This is a genomic window from Pediococcus pentosaceus ATCC 25745, assembly GCF_000014505.1.
Classification (GTDB): domain Bacteria; phylum Bacillota; class Bacilli; order Lactobacillales; family Lactobacillaceae; genus Pediococcus; species Pediococcus pentosaceus.
The window spans coordinates 1,329,074-1,351,631 of record NC_008525.1; the positions used below are offsets into that span (position 1 = coordinate 1,329,074).

24 protein-coding genes and 2 tRNA genes are annotated in these 22,558 nt (G+C 36.5%); 8 read left to right on the forward strand and 18 right to left on the reverse strand.

Features of this window, described 5'->3' with window-relative positions; genetic code table 11:
• On the reverse strand, positions 1-651 hold the full coding sequence (locus tag PEPE_RS06490; RefSeq protein ID WP_011673620.1) for a TetR/AcrR family transcriptional regulator: 651 nt from the start codon (positions 649-651) through the stop codon (positions 1-3).
• Positions 652-773: 122 nt separating this feature from the next.
• Here PEPE_RS06490 and PEPE_RS06495 point away from each other — a divergent pair, with 122 nt between their 5' ends.
• The 4 genes from PEPE_RS06495 to PEPE_RS06510 all read left to right on the forward strand — a co-directional run bounded on the left by PEPE_RS06495 (position 774) and on the right by PEPE_RS06510 (position 1,797).
• Positions 774-1,115, forward strand: coding sequence for a hypothetical protein (locus tag PEPE_RS06495; protein ID WP_002833665.1), 342 nt, complete (start codon positions 774-776; stop codon positions 1,113-1,115).
• A 14-nt stretch (positions 1,116-1,129) separates the two neighbouring features.
• On the forward strand, positions 1,130-1,594 hold the full coding sequence (gene greA / locus PEPE_RS06500) for a transcription elongation factor GreA (RefSeq protein ID WP_011673621.1): 465 nt from the start codon (positions 1,130-1,132) through the stop codon (positions 1,592-1,594).
• Between the two features lie 49 nt (positions 1,595-1,643).
• Positions 1,644-1,716 (forward strand) — tRNA-Glu (locus PEPE_RS06505).
• 8 nt (positions 1,717-1,724) lie between these two features.
• Positions 1,725-1,797: transfer RNA gene (locus PEPE_RS06510), tRNA-Gln, on the forward strand.
• Between the two features lie 85 nt (positions 1,798-1,882).
• On the opposite strand, the gene PEPE_RS06515 is transcribed toward PEPE_RS06510, so the two are convergent.
• From PEPE_RS06515 to PEPE_RS06550, 8 genes are all read right to left on the reverse strand, one after another.
• Positions 1,883-2,179, reverse strand: coding sequence for a rhodanese-like domain-containing protein (locus tag PEPE_RS06515; RefSeq protein ID WP_011673623.1), 297 nt, complete (start codon positions 2,177-2,179; stop codon positions 1,883-1,885).
• 147 nt (positions 2,180-2,326) lie between these two features.
• The gene (locus tag PEPE_RS06520; protein WP_002833662.1) at positions 2,327-3,148 is read right to left on the reverse strand and encodes an SPFH domain-containing protein; all 822 of its coding nucleotides are present in this window, start codon (positions 3,146-3,148) and stop codon (positions 2,327-2,329) included.
• A gap of 12 nt (positions 3,149-3,160) precedes the next feature.
• Positions 3,161-3,490, reverse strand: coding sequence for a toxin-antitoxin system HicB family antitoxin (locus tag PEPE_RS06525; RefSeq protein ID WP_002833660.1), 330 nt, complete (start codon positions 3,488-3,490; stop codon positions 3,161-3,163).
• 126 nt (positions 3,491-3,616) lie between these two features.
• The gene (locus PEPE_RS06530) at positions 3,617-4,921 is read right to left on the reverse strand and encodes an NADPH-dependent oxidoreductase (protein ID WP_011673624.1); all 1,305 of its coding nucleotides are present in this window, start codon (positions 4,919-4,921) and stop codon (positions 3,617-3,619) included.
• Positions 4,918-5,550, reverse strand: a complete 633-nt coding sequence (locus tag PEPE_RS06535) for an NADPH-dependent FMN reductase (RefSeq protein ID WP_011673625.1) — start codon at positions 5,548-5,550, stop codon at positions 4,918-4,920. Before PEPE_RS06535 ends, PEPE_RS06530 begins: the two co-directional genes overlap by 4 nt.
• Positions 5,551-5,583: 33 nt before the next feature.
• The gene (locus PEPE_RS06540; RefSeq protein ID WP_011673626.1) at positions 5,584-6,525 is read right to left on the reverse strand and encodes an FAD:protein FMN transferase; all 942 of its coding nucleotides are present in this window, start codon (positions 6,523-6,525) and stop codon (positions 5,584-5,586) included.
• Between the two features lie 140 nt (positions 6,526-6,665).
• The gene (locus tag PEPE_RS06545; RefSeq protein WP_002833654.1) at positions 6,666-8,015 is read right to left on the reverse strand and encodes a glucose-6-phosphate isomerase; all 1,350 of its coding nucleotides are present in this window, start codon (positions 8,013-8,015) and stop codon (positions 6,666-6,668) included.
• 300 nt (positions 8,016-8,315) lie between these two features.
• Complete coding sequence (locus PEPE_RS06550) at positions 8,316-9,185, reverse strand: GRP family sugar transporter (protein WP_002833653.1); 870 nt, start codon at positions 9,183-9,185, stop codon at positions 8,316-8,318.
• Between the two features lie 347 nt (positions 9,186-9,532).
• Here PEPE_RS06550 and fba point away from each other — a divergent pair, with 347 nt between their 5' ends.
• Positions 9,533-10,396 (forward strand): class II fructose-1,6-bisphosphate aldolase, encoded by an 864-nt coding sequence (fba, locus tag PEPE_RS06555; protein WP_011673627.1) that lies wholly within the window; start codon positions 9,533-9,535, stop codon positions 10,394-10,396.
• A 24-nt stretch (positions 10,397-10,420) separates the two neighbouring features.
• Here fba and PEPE_RS06560 read toward each other — a convergent pair whose 3' ends face one another.
• The 5 genes from PEPE_RS06560 to PEPE_RS06580 form a co-directional block, all read right to left on the reverse strand.
• Positions 10,421-11,869, reverse strand: coding sequence for a sensor histidine kinase (locus tag PEPE_RS06560; protein ID WP_002833651.1), 1,449 nt, complete (start codon positions 11,867-11,869; stop codon positions 10,421-10,423).
• 5 nt (positions 11,870-11,874) lie between these two features.
• The gene (locus tag PEPE_RS06565; protein WP_011673628.1) at positions 11,875-12,597 is read right to left on the reverse strand and encodes a response regulator transcription factor; all 723 of its coding nucleotides are present in this window, start codon (positions 12,595-12,597) and stop codon (positions 11,875-11,877) included.
• A gap of 141 nt (positions 12,598-12,738) precedes the next feature.
• Entirely contained in the window at positions 12,739-13,416 is a 678-nt protein-coding gene (gene apf / locus PEPE_RS06570; RefSeq protein ID WP_011673629.1) for an aggregation-promoting factor, read from the reverse strand.
• Between the two features lie 319 nt (positions 13,417-13,735).
• Positions 13,736-14,422, reverse strand: coding sequence for a LysM peptidoglycan-binding domain-containing protein (locus tag PEPE_RS06575; protein WP_011673630.1), 687 nt, complete (start codon positions 14,420-14,422; stop codon positions 13,736-13,738).
• Positions 14,423-14,730: 308 nt separating this feature from the next.
• Positions 14,731-15,228: a GNAT family N-acetyltransferase gene (locus PEPE_RS06580; RefSeq protein ID WP_011673631.1), complete on the reverse strand. Its 498-nt coding sequence runs from the start codon at positions 15,226-15,228 to the stop codon at positions 14,731-14,733.
• Between the two features lie 168 nt (positions 15,229-15,396).
• Between PEPE_RS06580 and PEPE_RS06585 the strand changes: the two genes are divergently transcribed.
• Positions 15,397-16,545, forward strand: coding sequence for a baeRF6 domain-containing protein (locus tag PEPE_RS06585; RefSeq protein WP_002833646.1), 1,149 nt, complete (start codon positions 15,397-15,399; stop codon positions 16,543-16,545).
• A gap of 47 nt (positions 16,546-16,592) precedes the next feature.
• Here PEPE_RS06585 and PEPE_RS06590 read toward each other — a convergent pair whose 3' ends face one another.
• From PEPE_RS06590 to gnd, 4 genes are all read right to left on the reverse strand, one after another.
• Positions 16,593-16,970: a YxeA family protein gene (locus PEPE_RS06590; RefSeq protein ID WP_002833396.1), complete on the reverse strand. Its 378-nt coding sequence runs from the start codon at positions 16,968-16,970 to the stop codon at positions 16,593-16,595.
• A gap of 65 nt (positions 16,971-17,035) precedes the next feature.
• Positions 17,036-18,388: a gluconate:H+ symporter gene (locus tag PEPE_RS06595; RefSeq protein WP_011673632.1), complete on the reverse strand. Its 1,353-nt coding sequence runs from the start codon at positions 18,386-18,388 to the stop codon at positions 17,036-17,038.
• Between the two features lie 71 nt (positions 18,389-18,459).
• The gene (gene gntK / locus PEPE_RS06600) at positions 18,460-20,022 is read right to left on the reverse strand and encodes a gluconokinase (RefSeq protein ID WP_011673633.1); all 1,563 of its coding nucleotides are present in this window, start codon (positions 20,020-20,022) and stop codon (positions 18,460-18,462) included.
• Positions 20,023-20,036: 14 nt separating this feature from the next.
• A complete protein-coding gene (gene gnd, locus PEPE_RS06605; protein WP_011673634.1) occupies positions 20,037-20,936 on the reverse strand; it encodes a phosphogluconate dehydrogenase (NAD(+)-dependent, decarboxylating) in 900 nt (299 codons plus the stop codon).
• Positions 20,937-21,084: 148 nt separating this feature from the next.
• On the opposite strand from gnd, the gene PEPE_RS06610 reads away from it, so the two are divergent.
• Positions 21,085-21,918 (forward strand): MurR/RpiR family transcriptional regulator, encoded by an 834-nt coding sequence (locus PEPE_RS06610; protein ID WP_002833390.1) that lies wholly within the window; start codon positions 21,085-21,087, stop codon positions 21,916-21,918.
• Positions 21,919-22,016: 98 nt separating this feature from the next.
• The gene (locus PEPE_RS09390) at positions 22,017-22,136 is read left to right on the forward strand and encodes a YdeI/OmpD-associated family protein (protein ID WP_372237465.1); all 120 of its coding nucleotides are present in this window, start codon (positions 22,017-22,019) and stop codon (positions 22,134-22,136) included.
• Positions 22,137-22,558: the final 422 nt, after the last annotated feature.

Consider the following 22,558-nt stretch of genomic DNA (forward strand, 5'->3'; position numbering starts at 1 on the left):
CTATTTATCCTCCGTTCTTCTTGCACCAAATTCCAACCAGTTGAGGTTCCGTTCAATTTCTTTTTGAACTTCTGCCGGATCTGAATCAGTGTTGTTTGAATGTACAAAATAATTTGCAAAAGAATGAAAGAAAATCATCATTATCAATTGCTGAATCATATTTTGATCCTTTTCGTTAGTCACTTTTAGGAGTTTCCAATTGACTTCTTTTTTAAGATTGACACGTAGTTCTTTCATACGATCTGAATGATATACATCAAACCCGGGATGTTTACCATCTTTAGAACGCTTTGAAATATTGGCTCCTAAAAAGAAGTTTCTATAAAAATCACGATGATTGCCTGAAATAATTTCTTTCATATATTCCCCAGCATATTTTTTAACTGCTGAAAAAATGTCACCATCCGCCTCTTGAACACTATCAATCAAATTCTCTTGAATATCTTCTAAAATCAAACTAAAATAATACCCGTATAAATCTGATAAATCATCAAAGTATTGGTAGAAACTTCCCCGTGGAATTTTCGCATCCTTAATGATATTATTTATCGAAGATTCATATAGAGGACATTGACTAAATTCACGTTCAGCTGCATCTATAATACGTTGCCGTTTTTCGTCCTTTAAATTAAAAAATGTTTGCTTTGGCATTTCGACCTCCTAAAAATGACAACTTGTCATAAACCACAATTATACACTTTGGTTTTCGATTTGCAACAACATTTACTTAGGAATTTTTGCTACAATATCAACATGTAGAAAGGAACTTATTTATGGCAACTAACTCAGATTCTTTATATAACATTTTGTACCGAATTGATAATAAACCCGAGATGGTTAAGATTCATCACATTGGCTACAGAAACGTAATTAATATGACTTTCCCGGACACCGTTCCCGTTTCTGAACCACATGTTTATTTTCCAGACAATTCTTTATTAGTCGATCGATTTGCTGACGAATTTGTGGCTAAAAATAGTGACATTCTTGATCGTTTCCAGCAAAAAACATTAGATAAAAATCATGGGCTAGATTCTGTCTGGGTAACCACCTCACATATCCTTGAAAAGCATGAATATATGATTGAACTTACTTTCGAATCATCATCCATGTAGAAAGGAGTGATTTTATGCAACCAAAGTTTGTACCTATGACTCCTAGTGGCTACGCTAAAATTAATCAAGAAATTGATGATTTAAAGCAGACACGTCCGGCCTTAATCAAGGCCCTTGCCGATGCCCGAGCCTTGGGTGATCTTTCTGAAAATGCCGAATATAGTGCCGCCAAACGTGACCTTCGTCGGATGGAAGGCCGACTACGATACTTGCAGCGTCAAATTAGTTATTCCAAAATCATTCAAAACACTAATCATTCCAAAATCGATTTGGGTAGCATAGTCAAGATGCGTTTTGTCGATGACCATGACGAAATCACCTACGAGATTGTGGGAAAACATGAGGCGGACGTGGTTAACAACAAAATCTCTTTCCAATCTCCCCTAGGTTCAGCACTTATGCACCATAAAACCCATGATATTGTCCTAGTTACTGCTCCTGATGAACAATATCAGGTTGAAATTCTTGAAATTAATTAAGGTCTTTATTGACGAAACGTATTTTTTAGTGTAAATTAATAGAGTAATTTGCCCGCTGGTCAAATTGGTTAAGACGTCGGCCTCTCAAGCCGGAGTTACGGGTTCGATCCCCGTGCGGGTGATTTTTTAATGGCCATTCGCCAAATTGGTAAGGCAGCGGACTCTGAATCCGTAATTTACTGGTTCGAGCCCAGTATGGCCAATCAACCTAAAAAGAGTCATGTAGTTTTCACACTACATGACTCTTTTGCTTTCCATTTAACATTTTGTTAATTTTATCCCCCACTACTAAATAACTTCGCCCTTCCAAGCTAGCATCCCTCCAGTTACATTAGTAACGTTCAATCCCTTATCTTGCAAGAAAGCACATGCATTTGCTGAGCGTGCCCCTGAACGACAAATCACATAGTAAGATGTGCTAGTATCTAATTTGCTATATTTTTCGGCTAATTCACTCAAGGGCCAATTTTGTGCCATCGGTACATGACCATCGATAAATTCTACTTTCTCACGTACATCTAAAACCGTTAATTTTTCATTTTGCATCTTTTGGTAAAAATCATCATTTTCAATCGAATTAATCATTAGTTTACTCTCCTATATCTATAAAAATACCTATCGGAGCATTTTATCATATTTTACGGCTCATTTTTTATAGGTTTCAGTAATCACGAATATTAACCTTCGGTCGAAATCACTCTCGATCAAACCATCCAATCGTCTGCCAAAATTTTAAGCTTTATCCATCCCTTTTTCTAACATTTTTCCTACCACTGGAAGATTGCCTATTTCCGTCATTCCATCCGATGGAACTACTACCAGATTAGCAGCTGATTTAGCAAGTGTGGAGAAGGCTTCAATCGATTGATTTTTGAAGTACTTTCCATCCGCATTAGCTAACCCAGTTTGGACTGTATCAATCCGATAACGTTCAGCGTCTGCGCGTGTTTTAGTTGCGTCCGCTTCAGCTTTAGCAGTGGCCATGATAGCATCATTTTTAGCTTTGGTAGTTAATTCAATCGAACGGGCTTCTCCCTCTGCCCTAGCAATTGTAGCAACTCTTTCACGATCAGCAGTTAATTGTTTATCCATTGCTTCTTGAATCGCCCTCGATGGTGTTAATTCATCAATGTTAATGCGGTCGACATTAATTCCATATGTATTAGTTAAGTCGCCAATTGCCAAGGCTAATTCTTGATTAATTTTAGCCGTTGAACCAAGTGCTTCGTTCAAGTCCATCCGCCCAATAATATCGCGCAAGTGACCTCGAACTAATTGAGCCATTGATTCAACTGAGTCTGTATTTTCATATTGATACTTAGCCGCATCCGTTACATGGTAATTCAAAGTTAAACTAGCAGAAACATCAGCATTATCCTTAGTAATGATTGAATAATTAGGAAGCGCTAAAGGTCGCATCGCCAAACTAATCTTTCGAATTTTTTGGAAAATTGGAATATAAAAATTTAGCCCTGATTCTACACTATGACTATACTTTCCTAACGTCTCAACTAAACCCTGGTTATTTTGCGGAACGATTTTAATACCTAACATCAAATATTCCCCCTATATTCTTCTTAAAGTTAAGATATTTCCATTTGCTTCAATGATGGCATATTGGGCGTCTTCGACCACATTACCATTATCATCAAGTAAATATCTGTAATAAATTCCTGAAACTAATACTAGTCCACTCTGACTTAAATCTTTACCTGCAATGACTTTTCCAATAATTTGGCGTTTCTCAAAGGTCGCTGGCGTGTTAGTTCTATTTAAGATATTAACGATATGTGCATTAACACTTCGTCCTTGTTCATCCGCTTCCGATTGAAGTCTTTCATAAAGTTTTTGATCTAAACGAAGCAAAAAACGTTTTTCATGATCTTTGTTGCCCATCTTAACTCCTTTCGTGATATCAAAACAATATCATTAATATATTATGGTTAAAGTGTAGTCTTAGATATTACTTCTGTCAATAAAAAAATGATCCCTTATTATCAAGGAATCATTTTATATAATCATTTAAACTTCTGAAGCCCCCGAAGTAGCATCTACTTCTGGATTGCTCTCGAGTGTTTCTGAAGCTCCGCTTGTGACATCAAGACCTGCAGGCCCCTCTTTCGAAGCTCCTGAAGTTACATCAGGCTCTGGATTAGCTGAAGCACCAGCCATTACGTCAATTCCTGTAATTGGTGAAATCGGTTTGGCTGCTGGATCCTTTATTAGTTTTTGGCCAGTGGATGCTAAATAATATTTAATGATGGGCATGATATCAGTTACCCATTCATTAACCCCTCGATAGCGACCATTTTCATCACGCATTGCTTTGTAGTAATGCATAACATGTCGATCCGGACCATTACCTGGAACTGGCATCGAAACTAGATCAGTTTCTCCGGTACGAAGCGCATGTATCACCTGTTTAACTCGGTCAACTGCTCGCCCTGGATGAACGTCTGCTAACGGATCACCAGCTTGCCCAGGATTTCTTGGTGCTAGCATCTTGTCAGCCGGTTGATTTTTGTTGTAGTAAATAAACTGATTGTTATCATCTGCATACGTAAGTTCCACTGGCATGGTCTTCAAGAAATAATTAAGCTGGTCAACCGTTAGAATTCCACGATCCAATTTAACATAAGTACTTCCATCCACCGCGTGAACTTTTTGGGCTGCTTTTTCAACCCAATGCTCATCGTGCATATCGACCCCTTCGATAGTTGTATTTACTTTACCTTTAGATTCAAGATCTTCGTCTTGGTAAGACTTTGGATCAGGAGCATCTAACATATCAATTACCTTCACAAATTTAATAAATTTCTGGATGACCATTTCTAAAAACTGAACAGTACCAGCATCCTTTAATTGACCTTCTGCATCGAACGCTTCCTTAGCGTTCCGAAGTAGAAATTCATTACCAGGCATTACAATTGCATTAACTCCTGGAGCTTCGAGGATCTGTTTTAGATGGAGTTGCGCTCTTGAGGAACCCTGGTTGAAATAAGAAGCTCCAACAATCCAAACCGGCTTGCCATCAAAGGGATGTAATTTAAAGGATAACCATTCGATGACATTTTTAATTGCAGCTGTTACTGTGTGATTATGTTCTGGGGTAGCTAAGATAACCCCGTCGGCTCCATAAATTTTTTGATATATTTTTTGAATTTTAATATTATCACTTAAATCTTCATCTTCATTGAAAACTGGAACATCATCAATATTTAAAAGTTCAATATCAACTAAGTTTTCAAAATGCTTGGCAATGTATTGTAATAACATTCGATTATAAGATTGCTCACCTATAGATCCCGCAATTGCTACTAGTTTCATTTTTCTTCATCCCTTCTACCAGAACCTTCGTCCCATGAAAAGTTTTGCATTTCCTTTGCGTTATTAGAATTAGCGTGGTTTAACTGTTTGGAAATATCTGAGAATAAAATAAAGTCTTCAAATAAACCGTCTAATCTTTCAACTTGTTCTTGATCGATTAAATTTCCCGCTGAATCAAAAGCTTTAAGCGAATTAGCCAGTAAAAATTCAGAGCTAGGCATAATCCGCGCTTTAATTTCTGGTGAATCTAGTATTTGTCTAAGTTGAGCCTGAGCTCGTGATGCACCTAAAGCACCATATGAAGCTCCCGTAATCATCACCGGCTTATCTAGCAGAGGATGGATTCCATAGGACAGCCATGCTAATGTACTAAGCAAGATGGCCGGAACGGAATGATCATACTCCGGAGTACCAATAATCACTCCGTCAGCATTCTCAAGCTCGTGAGCAATTCCTTGAGCTAGTTTTGGAATCGCCATTTCCTCGGTCTTTTTAAAAATTGGCAGTCCCGCCACCTCAACGAGCTTAATTTCTGCGTCATTTTTATATCTTTTTTGCATGTACTGTAGTAATTTACGGTTGGTTGATTTTTTACTATTCGTTCCAACGATTGCAACAAATTTTTTCATAAATATTCCCCATTCTATATGTAAAAATATGGATTAACTATTATTCGCGATTTCATTGAAACAATTCTGTAGTCCATCGGTTACATAAACTTTCAAATCCCGTGTAATAAACACTGCTTCAATTCCTGGTTGATTGGCCAGTAGCGCTTTGCCCTTTTCAATTCCTTGATAAAAACAAATGGTTGACCAAATTTCTCCATCAATCGAACGATCGCTTACTATGGACACGCTAGCTAAATTATTAGCAATTGGATATCCCGTCGCTGAATCAAACATGTGATGATATGTCTGCCCTTCAACTATTAATTTCCGTTCATAAATGCCTGATGTGCCAACAGACTTTTCTGGAATATGTAGAACTCCCAACGGGACGTGCCTTGATTTAATTGGATTTTGAATCCCAACTTTCCATTTTGCATCGGGATGCTGACTCCGCCCCACTAACAACACATTACCGCCCAAATCAATAATTCCTGACGCTACGTGTTCGCTTTGCCAATATGCCTTAATTTCGTCAGCAATAAATCCTTTCGCAATCCCCCCTAAATCTAATTCCATTCCCTCTTTTTTAAGGAAAACACTTCGATTTTGAGCGTTCAAAACAATTGCTTGCGGGTCAATTAATTTTATCCGTTCTAAAATTTGAGCATGACTAGGTTTATTCGCCCCATCAAATCCAATTTTCCACAATTTGACTAGCGGCCCAATGGCCACGTTAAAACCTAATTGCCATCTACTAACTTCTACCGCCTTTTCAATTAAGCGATACGTTGTTTCCGAAACTTGAACAGCTTGTTTTCCAGCTTGATGGTTAATCTCCATCACTTCCGAAGATGGTCGATTAACTGTTAAACGGTCTTCGAAATCATCAATCATTTTTATAGTTTTTTCTAAGATATCAACTTGATAGATGGAGGCTATTGAAAGGTTAATTACCGTTCCTAAAGCATGATGCTGTTTATTAACTAACTCCATTCGTCCGCCCCCTTTTCCCAATATATTTATATCTAATATTATACCTTACCTAGAAAACGATTTCTTTTGTAGTTTGGAAATTATTTTCAATAAAAAAAGCTATCACAAATGTGATAGCTTCTGAGTAGTACTTCAGTTTTTTATAGACGAGCGTTTAATTCAGCTGTCTTATCTTCATAACCTGGTTTACCAAGTAATGCAAACATATTTGACTTGTATGCTTCAACACCTGGTTGATTGAATGGATTAATTCCGTTCAAGTAACCAGATACAGCAACAGCTGCTTCGAAGAAGTAAATCATGTAGCCTAATGTGTAAGCTGTTTGATCAGGAATGTTAACTGTCATAACTGGAACACCACCGTCGTTATGAGCAAGAGTTACACCTTGATAAGCTTTCTTGTTAACTTCGTCCATTGTGCGACCTTCAAGATAACGTAATCCATCAAGGTCTTGGTCAGCCTTAGGAATGTCGATGTCATGGTTAGGCTTTTCAACATTGATAACCGTTTCCATCAAATTGCGACGACCTTCTTGGATGTATTGTCCTAGTGAATGTAAGTCAGTTGAGAAGTTAGCAGAAGATGGGTAGATACCTTTTTGATCTTTACCTTCTGATTCACCCATCAATTGCTTCCACCATTCGCCGAAGTATTGAAGTGTTGGTTCGTAGTTTTCAAGAAGTTCTGTTGTGTAGCCCTTACGGTAAAGGATGTTACGTAAAGCAGCGTACTTGTATGCTTCGTTCTTTGTAACATCAGCATCCTTGTATTCGTTGCTTGCATCTTCAGCACCCTTCATCAATTGGTCAATATCACCACCAGCAACTGCGATTGGTAATAAACCAACAGCTGAAAGAACAGAGAAACGACCACCAATGTCATCAGGAACTACGAATTCTTCATAGTTTTCTGCATCAGCTTCTGTCTTTAGGGCACCTTTAGCACGGTCAGTTGTTGCATAAATACGTTTCTTAGCTTCTTCTTCACCGTACTTCTTGATTAGTTTTTCTTTAAGAACACGGAATGCAATAGCTGGTTCTGTAGTTGTACCTGACTTAGAAATTACGTTAATTGAGAAGTCACGGTCACCGATCAAGTTCAATACGTCTGCAAGATATGTTGAACTAATTGAGTTACCAGCGAAGATTACTTGAGGAGCACCATTACGTTGTTCTTTAGTAAGAAGATTGTAGAAAGTGTTGTTCAAGAAATCAATGGCTGCACGAGCACCCAAATATGAACCACCAATACCGATAGCAACGAATACTTCTGAGTCGTTGCGGATCTTATCAGCGGCTTTCTTGATACGGGCAAATTCGTCCTTATCATAATTTGATGGTAAATCGATCCATCCACGGAAATCACTACCGGCGCCAGAGCCATCACGTAAAATCTGATCAGCAGCTGTAACAAGTGGTTGGATTTCTGCAAGTTCGTTTTCATGTACAAAATCTGCAACATTAGAACTGTCAAATGAAATATGTGCCATTAATAACTACCCCTTTTGTTTAAAATTCTTTATCTGTACCATTATACAATAAAATTACTTAATTTGGTTAAGCCTATCCGATTTAACCTAATATTTACTAAAATTTAACTACTAAGGGTATCGCAGATTAACAATTTACGCTTTTTAGTTAAGATGTTTTTTAAGTATCTTCATTTAGTTAGATTGCCATTCCCACTTTCGACTCCATCGGTTCTAATAAATACGAAAAAAATCGCTCCCCAGGTCACCTAACAACCTCGAAAACGATTTTTCCTACTATAGTATTGCTTTTATTTAAAATTATTTTAGCGTTGCTAGTAAAGTTTCACCAACAATGATTAAAATTGAACCGATGATGATAAATTGCATTTCACGACGCGTCTTGTGTTCACCAAGTAACCAAATTGAACCAAAGGTTGAAATAACAATCCCAGCTTGAGCAAGTGAATAACTAATTGCCAATCCAACTGATGGAATTGCAAGGAACATAAAGATGTTACCTGTTCCCCAAATCAAACCAGTAATAATATTCATAAAAGTTGGTTTCTTAGTAATTTCCTTTTGTTCTTTAGCGATTAGAACAAAAATTAAAGCACCAATTAACATCCCAATTGCTTGAGGGAAGATAATGGCTTTGGCGTCAACATTAGCAAAACGAACAATTACTGTATATCCGATATAACCAATAGTTGAAACAACCAAAGCGCGAATTCCAGCTGGCATATTTTCGTCATTTCGATCTGCAGTTGTGTCACTTTTATCTTTAAGTGAAGTTAATGCTGCACCAATAATCAAAGCAATGACAGCAATTGTACCAACCATAATCATATTACCAGAAGTCCACTCATGCCAGATTAATACCCCGGCTAAGGCGTTACCAGCCAATTGTAATCCAGTTGAAATTGGCACCGTCTTTGAAACACCAATATGTTTCATCGAACTAAATTGATTAAATTGACCGACAGCCCAAAATAAACCTGAAATCAAACCAGCAATCCAAATTTTACCATTCAAAGTAGGATGGTAAAGAACTAAAGTGATTAAAGAAAAGACAACCGCACCCATTGTCATTCCAAGCGTTTGTTGAGAAGCGCTTCCACCTAATCGACCGCTAACTAATCCAATACTTCCCCACATGATTGCGGGAACTAACGCGATTAAAATACTCATATTCAATTCTCTCCTATATATATATATCTAAAAATATATGTCTCTCTCTCTAAGACAAAATATCATTTTACCAGTTATGAAAGCGAATTCCAACTTTTATTTTGTAAATGTAAAATGGTATATACTTTATTCCATGTAAAATAAATTCTAAAAATGCCGTATTATGTGGCTTTTCATTACTTTTCAATAAAAAATTGGACCACACTAATTTTTTAATTAAAAACGTCCATATGTTAACTTGTTTCTGAAAAACTCGTATAATATTTTTTAATTTTGTGATAAAATAGATGTGTTGCGAAGAGAAAAGCTCTTTGTTTGTATAAACAATATTGGGAGGAACCAGTTTTATGTCATTTATTAATGGTACATCAACATTTGCAGCAGCTCGTAAGGGTGGATACGCTGTAGGTGCTTTTAACACAAACAACCTTGAATGGACTCGTGCTATCTTAGCTGCAGGCCAAGAAACACACACACCTATCTTGATCCAATCATCAATGGGTGCTGCTAAGTACATGGGTGGTTACAAAGCTGTTAAGAACCTCGTTGAAAAACAAGTAGAATCAATGGGTATCACAGTTCCTGTTATCATGCATTTAGACCATGGTAACTACGAAGCTGCTAAAGAAGCTATCGCTGCTGGATACAGTTCAGTTATGTTTGATGGTCATGATCTTGACTTTGAAGATAACCTTCTAAAGACAAAAGAAATCGTTGCTTTGGCACATGCTCAAGGCGTATCAGTTGAAGCTGAAGTTGGCTCAATTGGTGGTGAAGAAGACGGTATCGTTGGTGCTGGTGAATTAGCTGATGTTGAAGAAGCTAAACAACTTGCTGCTACAGGCGTTGACTTCCTTGCTGTTGGTATTGGTAACATCCATGGTGTATACCCTGCTAACTGGACTGGTTTAAACTTTGACCGTCTACAAGAACTTGCTGATGTTATTAAGACACCACTTGTACTTCATGGTGGTTCAGGAATTCCTAAGGAACAAATCGTTAAGGCTATTTCAATGGGTATTTCTAAGGTTAACGTTAACACAGAACAACAAATTGCTTGGTCAAACGCTGTTCGTAAATACTACGAAGCAGACAATGACAAGAAAGCTAAAGGATTCGATCCTCGTAAAGTTCTTGCTTCAGGTACAGAAGCTATCAAGAACACTGTTAAGGAACGTATCGAATGGTTCAACACACCATCAATGTGGTAAGATGATCCATGAAAAAAGCTTGGCTTAATGGCCAAGCTTTTTTTGTTGCTCTGGAAAATGTAATTTAAAAGTTGTTCCTTTTTCTGGAGTACTCTCGACAGTAATTTGTCCTCCATGAACTTGCATTAATTCATGGACAATTGCCATCCCCAATCCAGATTCACCTTTGGTTTGAATTCTTGATGCATCAGCCTTATAGTATCTTTCCCAGATATTTTTGATCTGCTCTTCTGTCATACCAATTCCATTATCGCTAATTTGGATATCAGTACCATCTTTAGCATTTTGGGCCCGAATAGTAATTTTTCCATTTTGAGTGAATTGAATTCCATTTTGAATAATGTTAAATAAGATTTGAATTAAGCGATCTGTATCAGCGTATACCATCACATCATCAGCCATATCAATAATAATCACATCATTTTCAAGTTTGGCCTTTTTAGCTAGTTGTTTACTAATCCTTTGAGTTGCTTGCTTTAGATTAATCTGATGACGATTTAAACTAATTTTATTCGTGCGCAACCGTTCATAATCCAAATTATCATTAACTAACCGAATAAGCCGCTTCGTCTCTCGTTGCATTAAATGAACGCTTTCCTCTTTACTATCTTCAGGAATTGCATCATACTCAAGCCCCTCTAAAATACCGTTGATAGTTGTCAATGGCGTTCTCATTTCATGAGCTGCATCAGCCATAAAGGCTCGTCGCCGTTCTTCTTGGCGTTTTATTTCATCATTAGACTCTTTCAGGGAAGCAGTCATAATATTAAAATCGTTGGTCAATTCTCCAATTTCATCCTTACGCCCAGAAACTAACTGAACATTAAAGTTTCCTTCCGTAACCTTGTGCGCAGCTTCTCGAATTGCTTGGATTCGCCTTACTAAGTAACGTGATAAGAAATATGAAGCAATCACTGCTACAATAATCGCAAAGGCAAACGTCATGAAAAGATTCTTTTTAACCTTCTCGATGTCAGCCTGTACGTTAGCTAATGGTGATCCAATCGAAATCACGCAAACCAGATTACCATTACGATTAAAATAAGGCTTATCCATCTCTGTCATGGTAACTTGTCGGCTTGACTTATCAAAAGTCATGCGTGATTTGGTTTTGACCGTGTCACCATTTTTCAATTCTCTTCGCTGAGCTTTAGTAATTCGAGAAGCTATATTACGGTTTGGATAACTAATCGTATTTCCATCATTAGTGTAGATTGTAAAGTGAATGTGTTGATTATCTAACAGTTTTTCCACACCTTGAAGCTGATCAACTTGTACACTCTTTACATCAGCAGTTTCTGTATCTAACACAATTGCTTGCTGAAAAATACTATCAGCATATTCTTGCAAGGAATGCCATTTGTTGCGGTAAACTGAGTCTTTAGTAAACTGAATAAAAACCAATCCAACGATCAATAAAGATGACAGAGTTACTAATAAAAAGGCCATCATCTGTTGAAAAAACAATTTCATATTAACTAATCCTCATCGATTTTACTATCATCAAACTTATAGCCAACTCCCCATACCGTTTGGACCACTTGTGGACCAACTGCTTCTAATTTTTGGCGAAGCTTTTTAATATGGGCATCTACCGTACGTTCATCACCATAATATTCATAATCCCACACTATTTGTAGAAGTTGTTCTCGTGAGAAGACCTGCATGGGCTTCTGCGCCAATGTTTTAAGTAAATCGAATTCTTTAGGGGTTAAATCTGAAATAAGCTTTTCGTCTAAATACACCTCTCGAGTAGATGTACTAATCTTAAGATGAGCCGTTCTAACATCGAATTTCGCATTCTGAGCACCTTGCGTCATCGTTTCCCTACTCATTGACACTCGTCGGTACAAGGCCTTAATACGAGCGATTAACGTAATAGGACTAAATGGTTTAGTAATATATTCATCGGCTCCCATTTCTAAGCCTAAAACTTGATCACTTTCTGAATCACGTGCTGTCAACATAATTAAGGGGATGGACTGCGACGTGCGTCGAAGTTCAGCTGCTACCTCCATACCATCTTTTCCAGGTAAATTTAAATCAAGTAAAACGATGTCCCATTGTTCAGGATCGGTTTTAAAAGTTTCAATGGCTTTTAATCCATCATACACAAATGTAACATTCCATCTTTCTTTTTTAAAAAACATTCCCATCATATCGGAAACAGATTTATTATCTTCAATCATCAATATACGCATTTCAAAACTCCTCCAGTTCCTTTTACCTTATCAAGTATAGCCTTTTTTATCGAAAAAAATGTGAATATAATATCAAAAAAGAGAGACAAACTTAATTAGTTTGTCCCTCTTTTATAAATTTTAGAATTTAATTACCTAATTTTAGTACCAACCTTGTGATAACCAAGCTGACTTAGCAGCTGACCAGCTACCGTAACGACTCTTAACGTAGTTATCAGCAACACGTTCTTGGTTAGCAGCTGAGTAATCACCATTTAGGTATGAAGATGACAATTGGTATTTACCAACATATTGTCCATTTGTAGCTGAGTATGAACCACCAGATTCCTTGTTAGCAATCCATGCTTTAGCTGAAGCTTCACCACCAGAAACAGTTGATGTTGTAGCCGTTGTAGCTGGTGTTGATGTTGCAACTGTATTTGTCTTAGCAACAGTTGTTTTGTTTGTCTTATTTGTTGTTGTGCTTGCAGTTGTATTTGCTGTTGTTGTGTTTGCAGCATTTGTGTTCTTAGCTACTTCTGGAAGAGTGTTAACTTCTGATTTTGTAGCTTTCTTGATATCACCAGAATTTGTGATAACCAGCTTTTGACCAACTTCAATAATATTTGCATCTTTAATATTATTTGCTTTTGCAAGAGAGTTGTAGTCACCATTTAAGCCAAATGCATAACTAATTTCTGAAAGAGTATCACCAGATTTTACTGTGTAAATTTCATCAGCATTTGCACTACTACTTGTAGTTGTAATCATGGCTGCTCCAAGAGCTGCTCCAGAAAGTAATGCGATAGAAAGTTTTGAAAGTTTAGCTTTAATTGACATGTAGAAATATCTCCTTGTGTTTTAAATCATTTTTTTAATTTTTATGTTTTCTTCTTAACAGGTAATTACTTTACAGGACGTTTGTTACAAATATATTTTGGATATCTATAAATATCCCGTTTTTTTGTAAAAAGAAGTAATATTCTGTAATATTATGCTGCATAAACGTTGATATAAAGGTATTCGTGTTTTTATGAAATAATTCAAAATGAAATATTTCTTCTAAAAAACTTTATATTTTAGGACGTTTTTAATAAAAAAACAGGGGAAAGAAAACTTTCCTCTGTCACAAAAGTGTCTATAAAGACGTTACTTTTGCTTATTCACCCCAAGCAGACATACCTTGAGCTTTATATACACTAGCAGCCATGTTAACTTGTTCTGAAGTTGACATGCCAGCATGTTCACCATGACCTAATAGTTGGAAATAACCGTATGCCCCTGATGAAGCATTTACAGCATTAGCATTACCACCAGATTCACGGTTGATAATCCGTTGCCATGTAGCAGCTGAAACACCGGTCTTAGCAGCCATTTGTTGAGCTACTGATCCGCCATTTGAACTGCTTGTTGTTGTGCTACTTTGAGCTGGAGCAACATAGCTTGATTTAGCTGTTGTTTGAGTTGAAGCAGCATTGTTAGTTGTAGTTGTATTATTTGTTGTGCTTGTAGTAGCTGCATTGGCAGCGTTAGTATTCTTAGCTACTTCTGGAAGTGATTTGACTTCTGATTTAGTAGCTTTCTTGATGTCCCCACCATTAGTAATAACTAACTTTTGTCCTACATTGATAACATCAACGTTTTTAATGTTATTTGCTTTAGCAATTGAATTGTAGTCACCATTCAAGTTGAATGCGTAACTAATTTCTGAGAGAGTATCACCAGATTTTACTGTGTAAATTTCGTCGGCATTTGCGCTACCGCCTGTTGTAATCATTGCGGCACCAATTGCGGCACCTGATAGTAATGCGATAGAAAGTTTTGAAAATTTACTCTTAAATGACATATAGATAAATATCTCCTTTATTTTAAAAAAACATATCCTTGCTTCTTTTCGACAAGAAATAACTTTACAGGAAGTATATTACAGGTATATTTGTAATTTCAGGGATAATGGGATATTTTGTAAGACTTTGTAACATTCTGTAATATAAGCCTCGTTATTCACTAGTTTAAAAGGATTCTATCAATTCCCAAAGTTTCTTTAAATGAAATATTTATTTATGAAATCAGTCATTTTATGCCAAATTTGTGCAAAAAAGTTCTTTTTGACTTAAATTCAAACGGTGAAAACTAGGACTTTTTTAAATTTTATTATTTTAAATGCTTCCCCATAATTGTTAAATCGTACAATTGGCCATCCATTTCAGCAATCTGAGGTAGAGTTCCCCATTTTTCATAATTTTCAGATTTAAATAAACCAATACTAGGTAGATTATGCGCAAATATGAAAGCCATAATTCGATTAATTTCCAATTTAGGTGCCTGCTCCTCCGCAAACTTAATTGCTTTTCGTCCTAAGTGCATTCCCCTAAAACTCTGATCAATATAAATACTAATTTCCACGGTATGCAGATAAGCTGGTCTTCCATAAAAGCTACTGAAACTTATCCATCCAGCGATTACTCCCCTAACTTTTATTACCCAAAGCGGGCGAGTAGGTTCTTGATGCGCTTGAAACCATTCCTGACGTTCTTCAACTGTGACATATTTTGTATCAGCAGTCGCCATCCTTGAATCAATTGTTTCATTATATATCTTTACAATTTCTGGTAAGTCTTCTTTTAAAGCTATTTCAAATTCCACCGTCAAATCCAACACTTCTTTCTATAATTGAGTTATGAAGAATAATTTATATATCCAAGTATCGCATAAAAAAGCGACCTGTACTGACTTATCAATTTTAATAAATAGGCATATTTTTTGAATCCGTTTTCAACGGTTGTTAGACTGAAGGTATAATATGAAGGAGGTAATAACATGCAAGATACTCAAAAGTATACTTCTCTAACAGAATTCTTACGCTCCACCCAGAAGGGACCTTTTATTTCTGTTTATATGGATATTGAACCGAATCAGCCCGTTGAAAAGACATCTATTACACTAAAGAATCTCGTTAAACATGCTTTAGAAGTTTTACAAGCCACTTGGGATGTTGATAATGGGGATGATTATCGACAATTAATTGATTCAACCGTTGATAGTTCTTCACTTTGGAATATGGGTAATAATATAAATTCATTTGGGTTAATCACCAACGGAAAAACCATTTTTGTTCAAGAATTAACGGTTGAAACCCATGATATTGCAATGGCTACTGATTTACCATTTATCTTGCCAATGTTACTTGATTACCAAAATCGCTTTGAATTTTATCTATTAGGGATTAGCTACGATAAAATTCGCCTTTACGATTTTACAGATCGTTACTTAAAAGAATTACCGTTACCAGATGATGCACCCAAGACTTTAAAAAAGGCTTTAGGTGACGACATTCGGGGTGGAGAAACTAATTCGGTCTCTGTTGGTAATGGAAAAATCAGTGTTCATGGCCACAATGACACTTCTGCTGAAAAAGAAATCGACCATCGCCGTTACTATCAAATTGTTGATAAGTATATCATTGATAATTTTGGTAATGATCCAGCGAAACCAGTAATTTTAATGGGCCTACCTCAAAATATGACTTTATTCAAAGAAGTTAATAAAACGCCTAATCACTTCAGTGAATTTGAATTAGATCTCAATCCCACTGAACTGGACTATGATCAAAAAATTGAAGATCGGATTGAACGATTCAAACAAGAACGTAATAAAGCCTTGCTTGAACAAGATTTAGATGAGATTGATAAGGCCCGGGGTGCAGCATTAATCTCTGCCGACTTAAATCAAATTATTACGTCAGCAATTCATGGTCAAGTCGATACTATCTATTTGGCCCAGGGGGTTCGGATTGACGGACGTATTTTAGATAATGAAATAGTTGATACAACCAGTTCGCGAGCTATTCACAATAATTTGCTGAGTGACCTAGCCGATCTCACTATTAAAAATAGTGGTAACGTTCGAATTCTTCCCGAAGATAAACTTAACGATAAGGTTATTGCTAAATTACGTTACACAATCTAAATCAAAAAAAGAATTTTCCTTTGGATGGAAAATTCTTTTTTATTGTCTTAATTTAATTTTTCTAACGCTTTTGATGGAACTTCATTCTTATTCACATAATTAGGTCCCTTGTTGATTCTCGTTTTGCTAATCTCAGCCTTGGCATAAGCCCCTGGCTTAAAGGGTTTGACGTTTTCCCCATTTAATTCATACTTCATAGTTTGTTCTTTACCAGATTTGGTCACAAACTTAAATTTATAATTATATGAATAGCTACCAACGATTACTTTGCCTGAATCATCTTTAGTTTGTACCTTAGGCGGAACTTTTTCTGGAATCATAGTGTAAGCTTCAGTACTTTGGTAAGTATCTTGGTAATACCTAAAACCCAAAAAGATTGCTATAAAAACAAATACTATTGCAATAATTGAAAGAGCTCTTTTCATTTAATCCACCTCCCACTTACAGTTTACGGGAAACGTGGTGAGATAGCTATTTTAATGCCTTTAAGTTAAACAATCAAACTTAATAATAACACGCCAATTAATCCAACAATCGAAATGACTGTTTCTAGTACTGTCCATGTTAGTAAGGTTTCTTTAACGGATAAATCAAAGTATTCTTTGAACATCCAGAAGCCTGCATCATTAACGTGACTCGCAGCTAAACTTCCTGCTCCAACTGATAACACCATTAATGCAGGATCAATTCCCGCCCCTTGCATTAAGGGTAATACTAAACCGGCAGCAGTTAGAGATGCCACCGTTGCGGATCCTAAAGCCACTCGAAGGACTACCGCTATCAACCATCCTAAAATTAGAGGAGAGATACTAGATGATGCAAAGATATTTTTGACCGCATCTCCAACACCACCATCAATTAAAACTTGTTTAAACGCACCTCCACCACCAATTACCAGAAGGAGCATTGCAATTGATTTCACCGCATCTTCTAAAGTAGCCATAATATCTTTACTAGCAATCTTACGGTGATAACCCATCAACCACATTGCAAACAATAATGAAATTAACATAGCTATACTAGGAGAACCGATAAATCCAAAAAAATTGTCAACCGCATTAGGATTTTTAGGCGTAACACCGTCGTGGACAATCAATTCATATATCGTTGTGATAGCCATTAAGATGACTGGGAAAAGAGCAGTTAAAACCGAAATACCGAATCCCGGAGTTTCCTCTAATTTAAATTGTTTTTGAGGTCCTAAAGCTTTTAAATTACCATTTCTTTTAAACGCTTCTGGAAGATATTTTTTAGCAATTTTTGAAAATAATACACCTGCAATATAAACAGTTGGAATTGCAATAATCACTCCGTAAAGTAAAACCTTTCCAGCATTAGCATTCAGGACTGCAGCAATTGCAGTAGGAGCTGGATGTGGTGGCAAAAATCCGTGAGTAACTGATAAGGCTGCTGCCATTGGAATTCCTAAGGAAAGAACTGGAACCCCTGCTTCGATCGCAATTGCGAATACAATTGGTACTAATAACACGATTCCTACTTCAAAGAAAAGTGCAATCCCAATAATAAACGAAGCAACTACAACAGCAATTTGTAAGAAGCGGCGTCCGAATTTATCGATTAAGGTATTAGCAATCCGATAGGCTCCCCCTGCGTCGGCAACCAAGCGACCCAACATAGCTCCAAAGCCAAATACCAACGCTAGTTCACCCAATTGACTCCCAATTCCATTTTGAATCGTGGTGGCAATCTGGCTAGCCGGCATCCCTAAACCTAATCCAACAACCACCGCAGTAATAATCAATGAAACATAAGTATTCATCTTAAATTTTATAATTAAAGTTAACAATAAAATTATTCCAATAACTAAGACCATAATTTCCATAAATAACACGCCCCCATCTAAGTAACCGCTTTCTTTTTGCTATTAAATTAAAAAGACCGTTGATCGTCTCTTTAATCTTCTTCAGCTATTTTTGCATGTTCATTAGGATGATTTCTTTGAAATTTTGCAATACTATCGTATTCTCCAGATAATTCATCTGTTAATCTAATCCAAATTGGTAGCAATTCTCGATAGGAAGCAAAATTCTCTTGATTGGGTTTATGTGTATTTGTTACCCCAACCATATCCTTAACAACGCTCAAATCGTCGACAATTCCCAAACTCTTCATCCCTATCACCACGGCCCCCAGCGCTGAGCTTTCAAAACTTTCTGGAATATTAACATCTTGTTCAAAAATGTCAGCTAACATTTGACGCCAAAGTGCGCTCCTAGCAAATCCACCGGTGGCTTGAATTGATTTCGGTTTACCGGCTACTCCTTCAATCATTAGCATTACCATGTAAAGGTTATATACAATGCCTTCCAAAGCTGCTCTAACCATGTGTGCACGAGTATGTTGACGCGTTAATCCGAAGAAACTTCCACGTGCGTTTGCATCCCAAATCGGCGCTCTTTCTCCGCCTAAATATGGGTGAAATAATAGTCCATCTGCGCCAGCTGGAATCTTAGAAGCAATGTCGGTTAAAATTTCATAAGAATTGACTTGCATTTGTTCAGCCGTAATTTTTTCAGGAGAGAATAATTGATCGCGAACCCAGCGAAATACAATTCCACCATTATTGACCGGTCCACCTACTACCCACTTACCATCATCTAAGTAATATGTGAATAATCGACCCCGTGGATCAACAACTGGCTTATCCACAACCACGCGTACTGCTCCAGAAGTTCCAATTGTTACCGCCAAAACTCCTGGTTCAATTGCATTAACCCCTAGATTACTAAGGGTACCATCACTAGCTCCCATGATGAACGGAGTATCTTCCGGAATCCCAGTCACCTCCGCATACGATTTAGCTAACCCCGTTAATTGATATTCAGGGGAAACTAATTCTGGAAGCTGGTCTCGCGTTACACCCGTAATTTCAAGGGCTTGTTCATCCCAATCCATCGTGAAAATGTTAAATAGTCCAGTCGCGTTAGCAAGAGAGTAGTCCTGAACATACTTTCCATATAATCGAAATAAAACATAATCCTTAATACCAATAAAATGAGTCGCCTTTTTAAAAATTTCTGGTTGTTCATTCTTTAACCAAATCAATTTAACTAATGGTGACATTGGATGAGTGGGTACACCAGTATGGGCGTATAATTGTTGGCCAAGTCCATTGTCCTTTAATTCTTCAGCATACTTGCTCGAACGGTTATCTGCCCAAGTTATAACTCTAGTTAATGGATGATTATCTTTATCCATCAAAATCAAACTATGCATCGCACTTGAGAATGATACTCCCTTTAATTCACCATTCTTAACATTTCCCTTACGCATCACTTCAGTTAATCCATTAATAACTGCTTCAAAAATTTCGGCTGGATCTTCCTCGGCCATATCTGGACTATCCTGATATAAAGGATAAGGATTGTTTGCATAGGCAATTGAATTTCCCTTCATATCAAATAAAACTACTTTTGTACTAGTAGTGCCAAGATCAACACCAATCATATAATCCATATTCTGTACCTCAACTATTCTTTATGATCAACTTTATGTCCGCCAAAACCATTTCTTAAGGCAGATACTACTTTTCCTGTCATCGTATCATCTTCTTCAGAACGATAACGCATCATCAACGAACTACTGATTACAGGGGTTGGGACGTGTAACCTTATCGCCTCTTCGACCGTCCAAGCGCCCTCTCCAGAACTATGCATAACCCCTTTTATTTCATCCAAGTTAGGATCGTTACTAAAGGCTGATTGTGCGAGTTCCATCAACCAACTTCGGACAACCGATCCATGGTTCCATACTTTGGCAACTGCTTCATTATCATAATCAAATTCACTTTTAGAAAGTACTTCAAATCCTTCACCAATCGCTTGCATCATTCCATATTCGATTCCATTGTGGACCATTTTTAAATAATGCCCTGAACCAGCTTGGCCTGTATAAAGATATCCATCTTTTTCAGCAATAGCTTTAAATAATGGTTCAATCTCCCCAAACTTGTCTTTATCTCCGCCAATCATAAAATTGCCTCCATGGCGGGCTCCGGACATCCCTCCAGATGTTCCTACATCGAAGAAATAAATCCCAGCTTTACTAAGTACCTGATTATGATGAAGTGAATCTTGATAATATGTATTTCCTCCATCAATCACAACATCATTTTTGCTTAATAAATTGCTTAATTGGCCGATAGTGTCGTTAGTGGGAGCTCCGGCTGGTACCATTATCCAAATTATTCGCAGTTGATCAAGTTGTTTAACTAGCTGTTCAATACTATCTACAGTAATTATGTTATGCTTTTCAGCATTCTCTCTAGCTTTGTCAAAGACATCAAAAGCCAATACTTCGATATTATTATCTAACATATTTTCTGCTAAATTGAGTCCCATTTTTCCTAAACCAATCAATCCAATTTTCATGACGTTCCCTCATTTCTTCATATATCTCTTAATTTATATTTATATTGTATGAAAATATGTTACATATTGCAAGCGTTTACAAGAAAATTATTTTCTTATACAATTTTGATGTTATAATTAAATAAATCACAAACTCGAGGTAATCACGATGGCAAATTTTAATTTAAGACTTCAAGCTTATCAAGCCAATTTTAGCGATAAGGAAAAAGAATTAGCACAATTTTTATTAAAAAATCAGGCCCAAACTACCCAACTTACGATATCTGAACTTAGCCATAGAACTAATATCTCTACTGCGACTATTTCACGTTTTGCCAAGAATCTAGGTTTTGATAATTTTCAAGCTTTAAAACTCTGCATAGCTCAAAATATAGAAACTAATAATCCCTATGTAGAAATCAGCCCTGCCGATTCTCCTAAAACCATGGCTAAAAAGATATTTAAATTGAATGTGGATACTTTAAATGCTACTGAAAATGCTCTAAATGGAAAAGATTTGGATCAGTGTGTAAATCTAATTTTAAATACTAAAAAACTAGGTTTATTTGGCTTAGGTGCTAGCAATATTGTTGCATTAAATGGATTTCATAAGTTTTTACGTACCACTATCGAACCCATCTATGCAAGTGATTTTCATATGCAATTAATGGAAGCAGCCCGCCTCTCAAAAAATGATGTGATGTTGTTAGTATCTCATTCGGGGGAAAATCGGGATGCCCTCGCCCTAGCTGAAGTCGCTAAAGAACGTAATATTCCATTAATATTAATTACTAGTTCTGCTAACTCAACTCTTTCAAAAAAAGCTGATGTTACTCTTGTTTCAGTCGCTGAGGAATCACTTTACCGTCCGGATGCCTTACACGCACTCATTGCTCAAATTAGTATAATGGATACCTTATTTATGATGATTGCTATTAAGACTAAACGAAATATTGCTACCAATATTCGACATGAAATTGATAAAACTAGAAATAGACAATAAAAATTTCAAAATGCTGTTATAATGCTTTTATCAAACAAACTGGAGTCGTTACTGTACCTCAAAAGTTATTAGCAGAATACGCAATTGATATCCCCAAGATTGCTGAACTATTAGAAGATACCGATAGTTTACATACTTTTTTTATAAAACTTACTCCGGGATATCAGCGCGAATGGGCTCGTTTTATTTTTGGAGTTAAATCTGAAACAAGCTTATGATCAACGCAAAAAATAAGTTTAGAACAACAATTTTTTGTACTAAACATAAAAAAGCTCCAAGAAACTGAATTGCATCTAGTTTCTTGGAGCTTTTAGTTACTTTATCGCCAATAGTAACCGTAGTATGGCTTAACACTATTCTTAATAGCAACCATCGCGGAGACCTGCTAGTGTAGGCAATAGTTTTACAACCATTAATAGCAGTATCGACAATACTTTCTTGGCTTAAATCTCAAAACGGAATGTGACTATCCATTTTTTGTAGAAAGAATTTTTAAGGAAAAATGCAAAGCAAAGAAGCTAATGGTTAAGTTAAAATGTAAATAATTGAATTGTACTCAGTAATTTTTAGTTGTGTATCTATTTTTCAGGAAATCCTTTAAATAGGTTTAGTTCTGAATCTGTTTTATCAGATTAGAAAA

What these genes read in the sequence shown, in the direction of transcription:
- PEPE_RS06540 (WP_011673626.1), bottom strand. Translation starts at nt 6,525, where the DNA reads ATGGAGTTAGTTAATAAACAGCATCATGCTTTAGGAACGGTAATTAAC.
- PEPE_RS06535 (WP_011673625.1), bottom strand. Translation starts at nt 5,550, where the DNA reads ATGAAAAAATTTGTTGCAATCGTTGGAACGAATAGTAAAAAATCAACC.
- PEPE_RS06595 (WP_011673632.1), bottom strand. Translation starts at nt 18,388, where the DNA reads ATGGAAATTATGGTCTTAGTTATTGGAATAATTTTATTGTTAACTTTA.
- PEPE_RS06545 (WP_002833654.1), bottom strand. Translation starts at nt 8,015, where the DNA reads ATGGCACATATTTCATTTGACAGTTCTAATGTTGCAGATTTTGTACAT.
- PEPE_RS06610 (WP_002833390.1), top strand. Translation starts at nt 21,085, where the DNA reads ATGGCAAATTTTAATTTAAGACTTCAAGCTTATCAAGCCAATTTTAGC.
- PEPE_RS06565 (WP_011673628.1), bottom strand. Translation starts at nt 12,597, where the DNA reads ATGCGTATATTGATGATTGAAGATAATAAATCTGTTTCCGATATGATG.
- PEPE_RS06585 (WP_002833646.1), top strand. Translation starts at nt 15,397, where the DNA reads ATGCAAGATACTCAAAAGTATACTTCTCTAACAGAATTCTTACGCTCC.
- PEPE_RS06575 (WP_011673630.1), bottom strand. Translation starts at nt 14,422, where the DNA reads ATGTCATTTAAGAGTAAATTTTCAAAACTTTCTATCGCATTACTATCA.
- PEPE_RS06515 (WP_011673623.1), bottom strand. Translation starts at nt 2,179, where the DNA reads ATGATTAATTCGATTGAAAATGATGATTTTTACCAAAAGATGCAAAAT.
- PEPE_RS06550 (WP_002833653.1), bottom strand. Translation starts at nt 9,185, where the DNA reads ATGAGTATTTTAATCGCGTTAGTTCCCGCAATCATGTGGGGAAGTATT.
- gntK (WP_011673633.1), bottom strand. Translation starts at nt 20,022, where the DNA reads ATGGATTATATGATTGGTGTTGATCTTGGCACTACTAGTACAAAAGTA.
- PEPE_RS06520 (WP_002833662.1), bottom strand. Translation starts at nt 3,148, where the DNA reads ATGTTAGGTATTAAAATCGTTCCGCAAAATAACCAGGGTTTAGTTGAG.
- PEPE_RS06525 (WP_002833660.1), bottom strand. Translation starts at nt 3,490, where the DNA reads ATGGGCAACAAAGATCATGAAAAACGTTTTTTGCTTCGTTTAGATCAA.
- gnd (WP_011673634.1), bottom strand. Translation starts at nt 20,936, where the DNA reads ATGAAAATTGGATTGATTGGTTTAGGAAAAATGGGACTCAATTTAGCA.
- greA (WP_011673621.1), top strand. Translation starts at nt 1,130, where the DNA reads ATGCAACCAAAGTTTGTACCTATGACTCCTAGTGGCTACGCTAAAATT.
- PEPE_RS06495 (WP_002833665.1), top strand. Translation starts at nt 774, where the DNA reads ATGGCAACTAACTCAGATTCTTTATATAACATTTTGTACCGAATTGAT.
- PEPE_RS06560 (WP_002833651.1), bottom strand. Translation starts at nt 11,869, where the DNA reads ATGAAATTGTTTTTTCAACAGATGATGGCCTTTTTATTAGTAACTCTG.
- PEPE_RS06530 (WP_011673624.1), bottom strand. Translation starts at nt 4,921, where the DNA reads ATGAAACTAGTAGCAATTGCGGGATCTATAGGTGAGCAATCTTATAAT.
- PEPE_RS06590 (WP_002833396.1), bottom strand. Translation starts at nt 16,970, where the DNA reads ATGAAAAGAGCTCTTTCAATTATTGCAATAGTATTTGTTTTTATAGCA.
- PEPE_RS06490 (WP_011673620.1), bottom strand. Translation starts at nt 651, where the DNA reads ATGCCAAAGCAAACATTTTTTAATTTAAAGGACGAAAAACGGCAACGT.
- fba (WP_011673627.1), top strand. Translation starts at nt 9,533, where the DNA reads ATGTCATTTATTAATGGTACATCAACATTTGCAGCAGCTCGTAAGGGT.
- apf (WP_011673629.1), bottom strand. Translation starts at nt 13,416, where the DNA reads ATGTCAATTAAAGCTAAACTTTCAAAACTTTCTATCGCATTACTTTCT.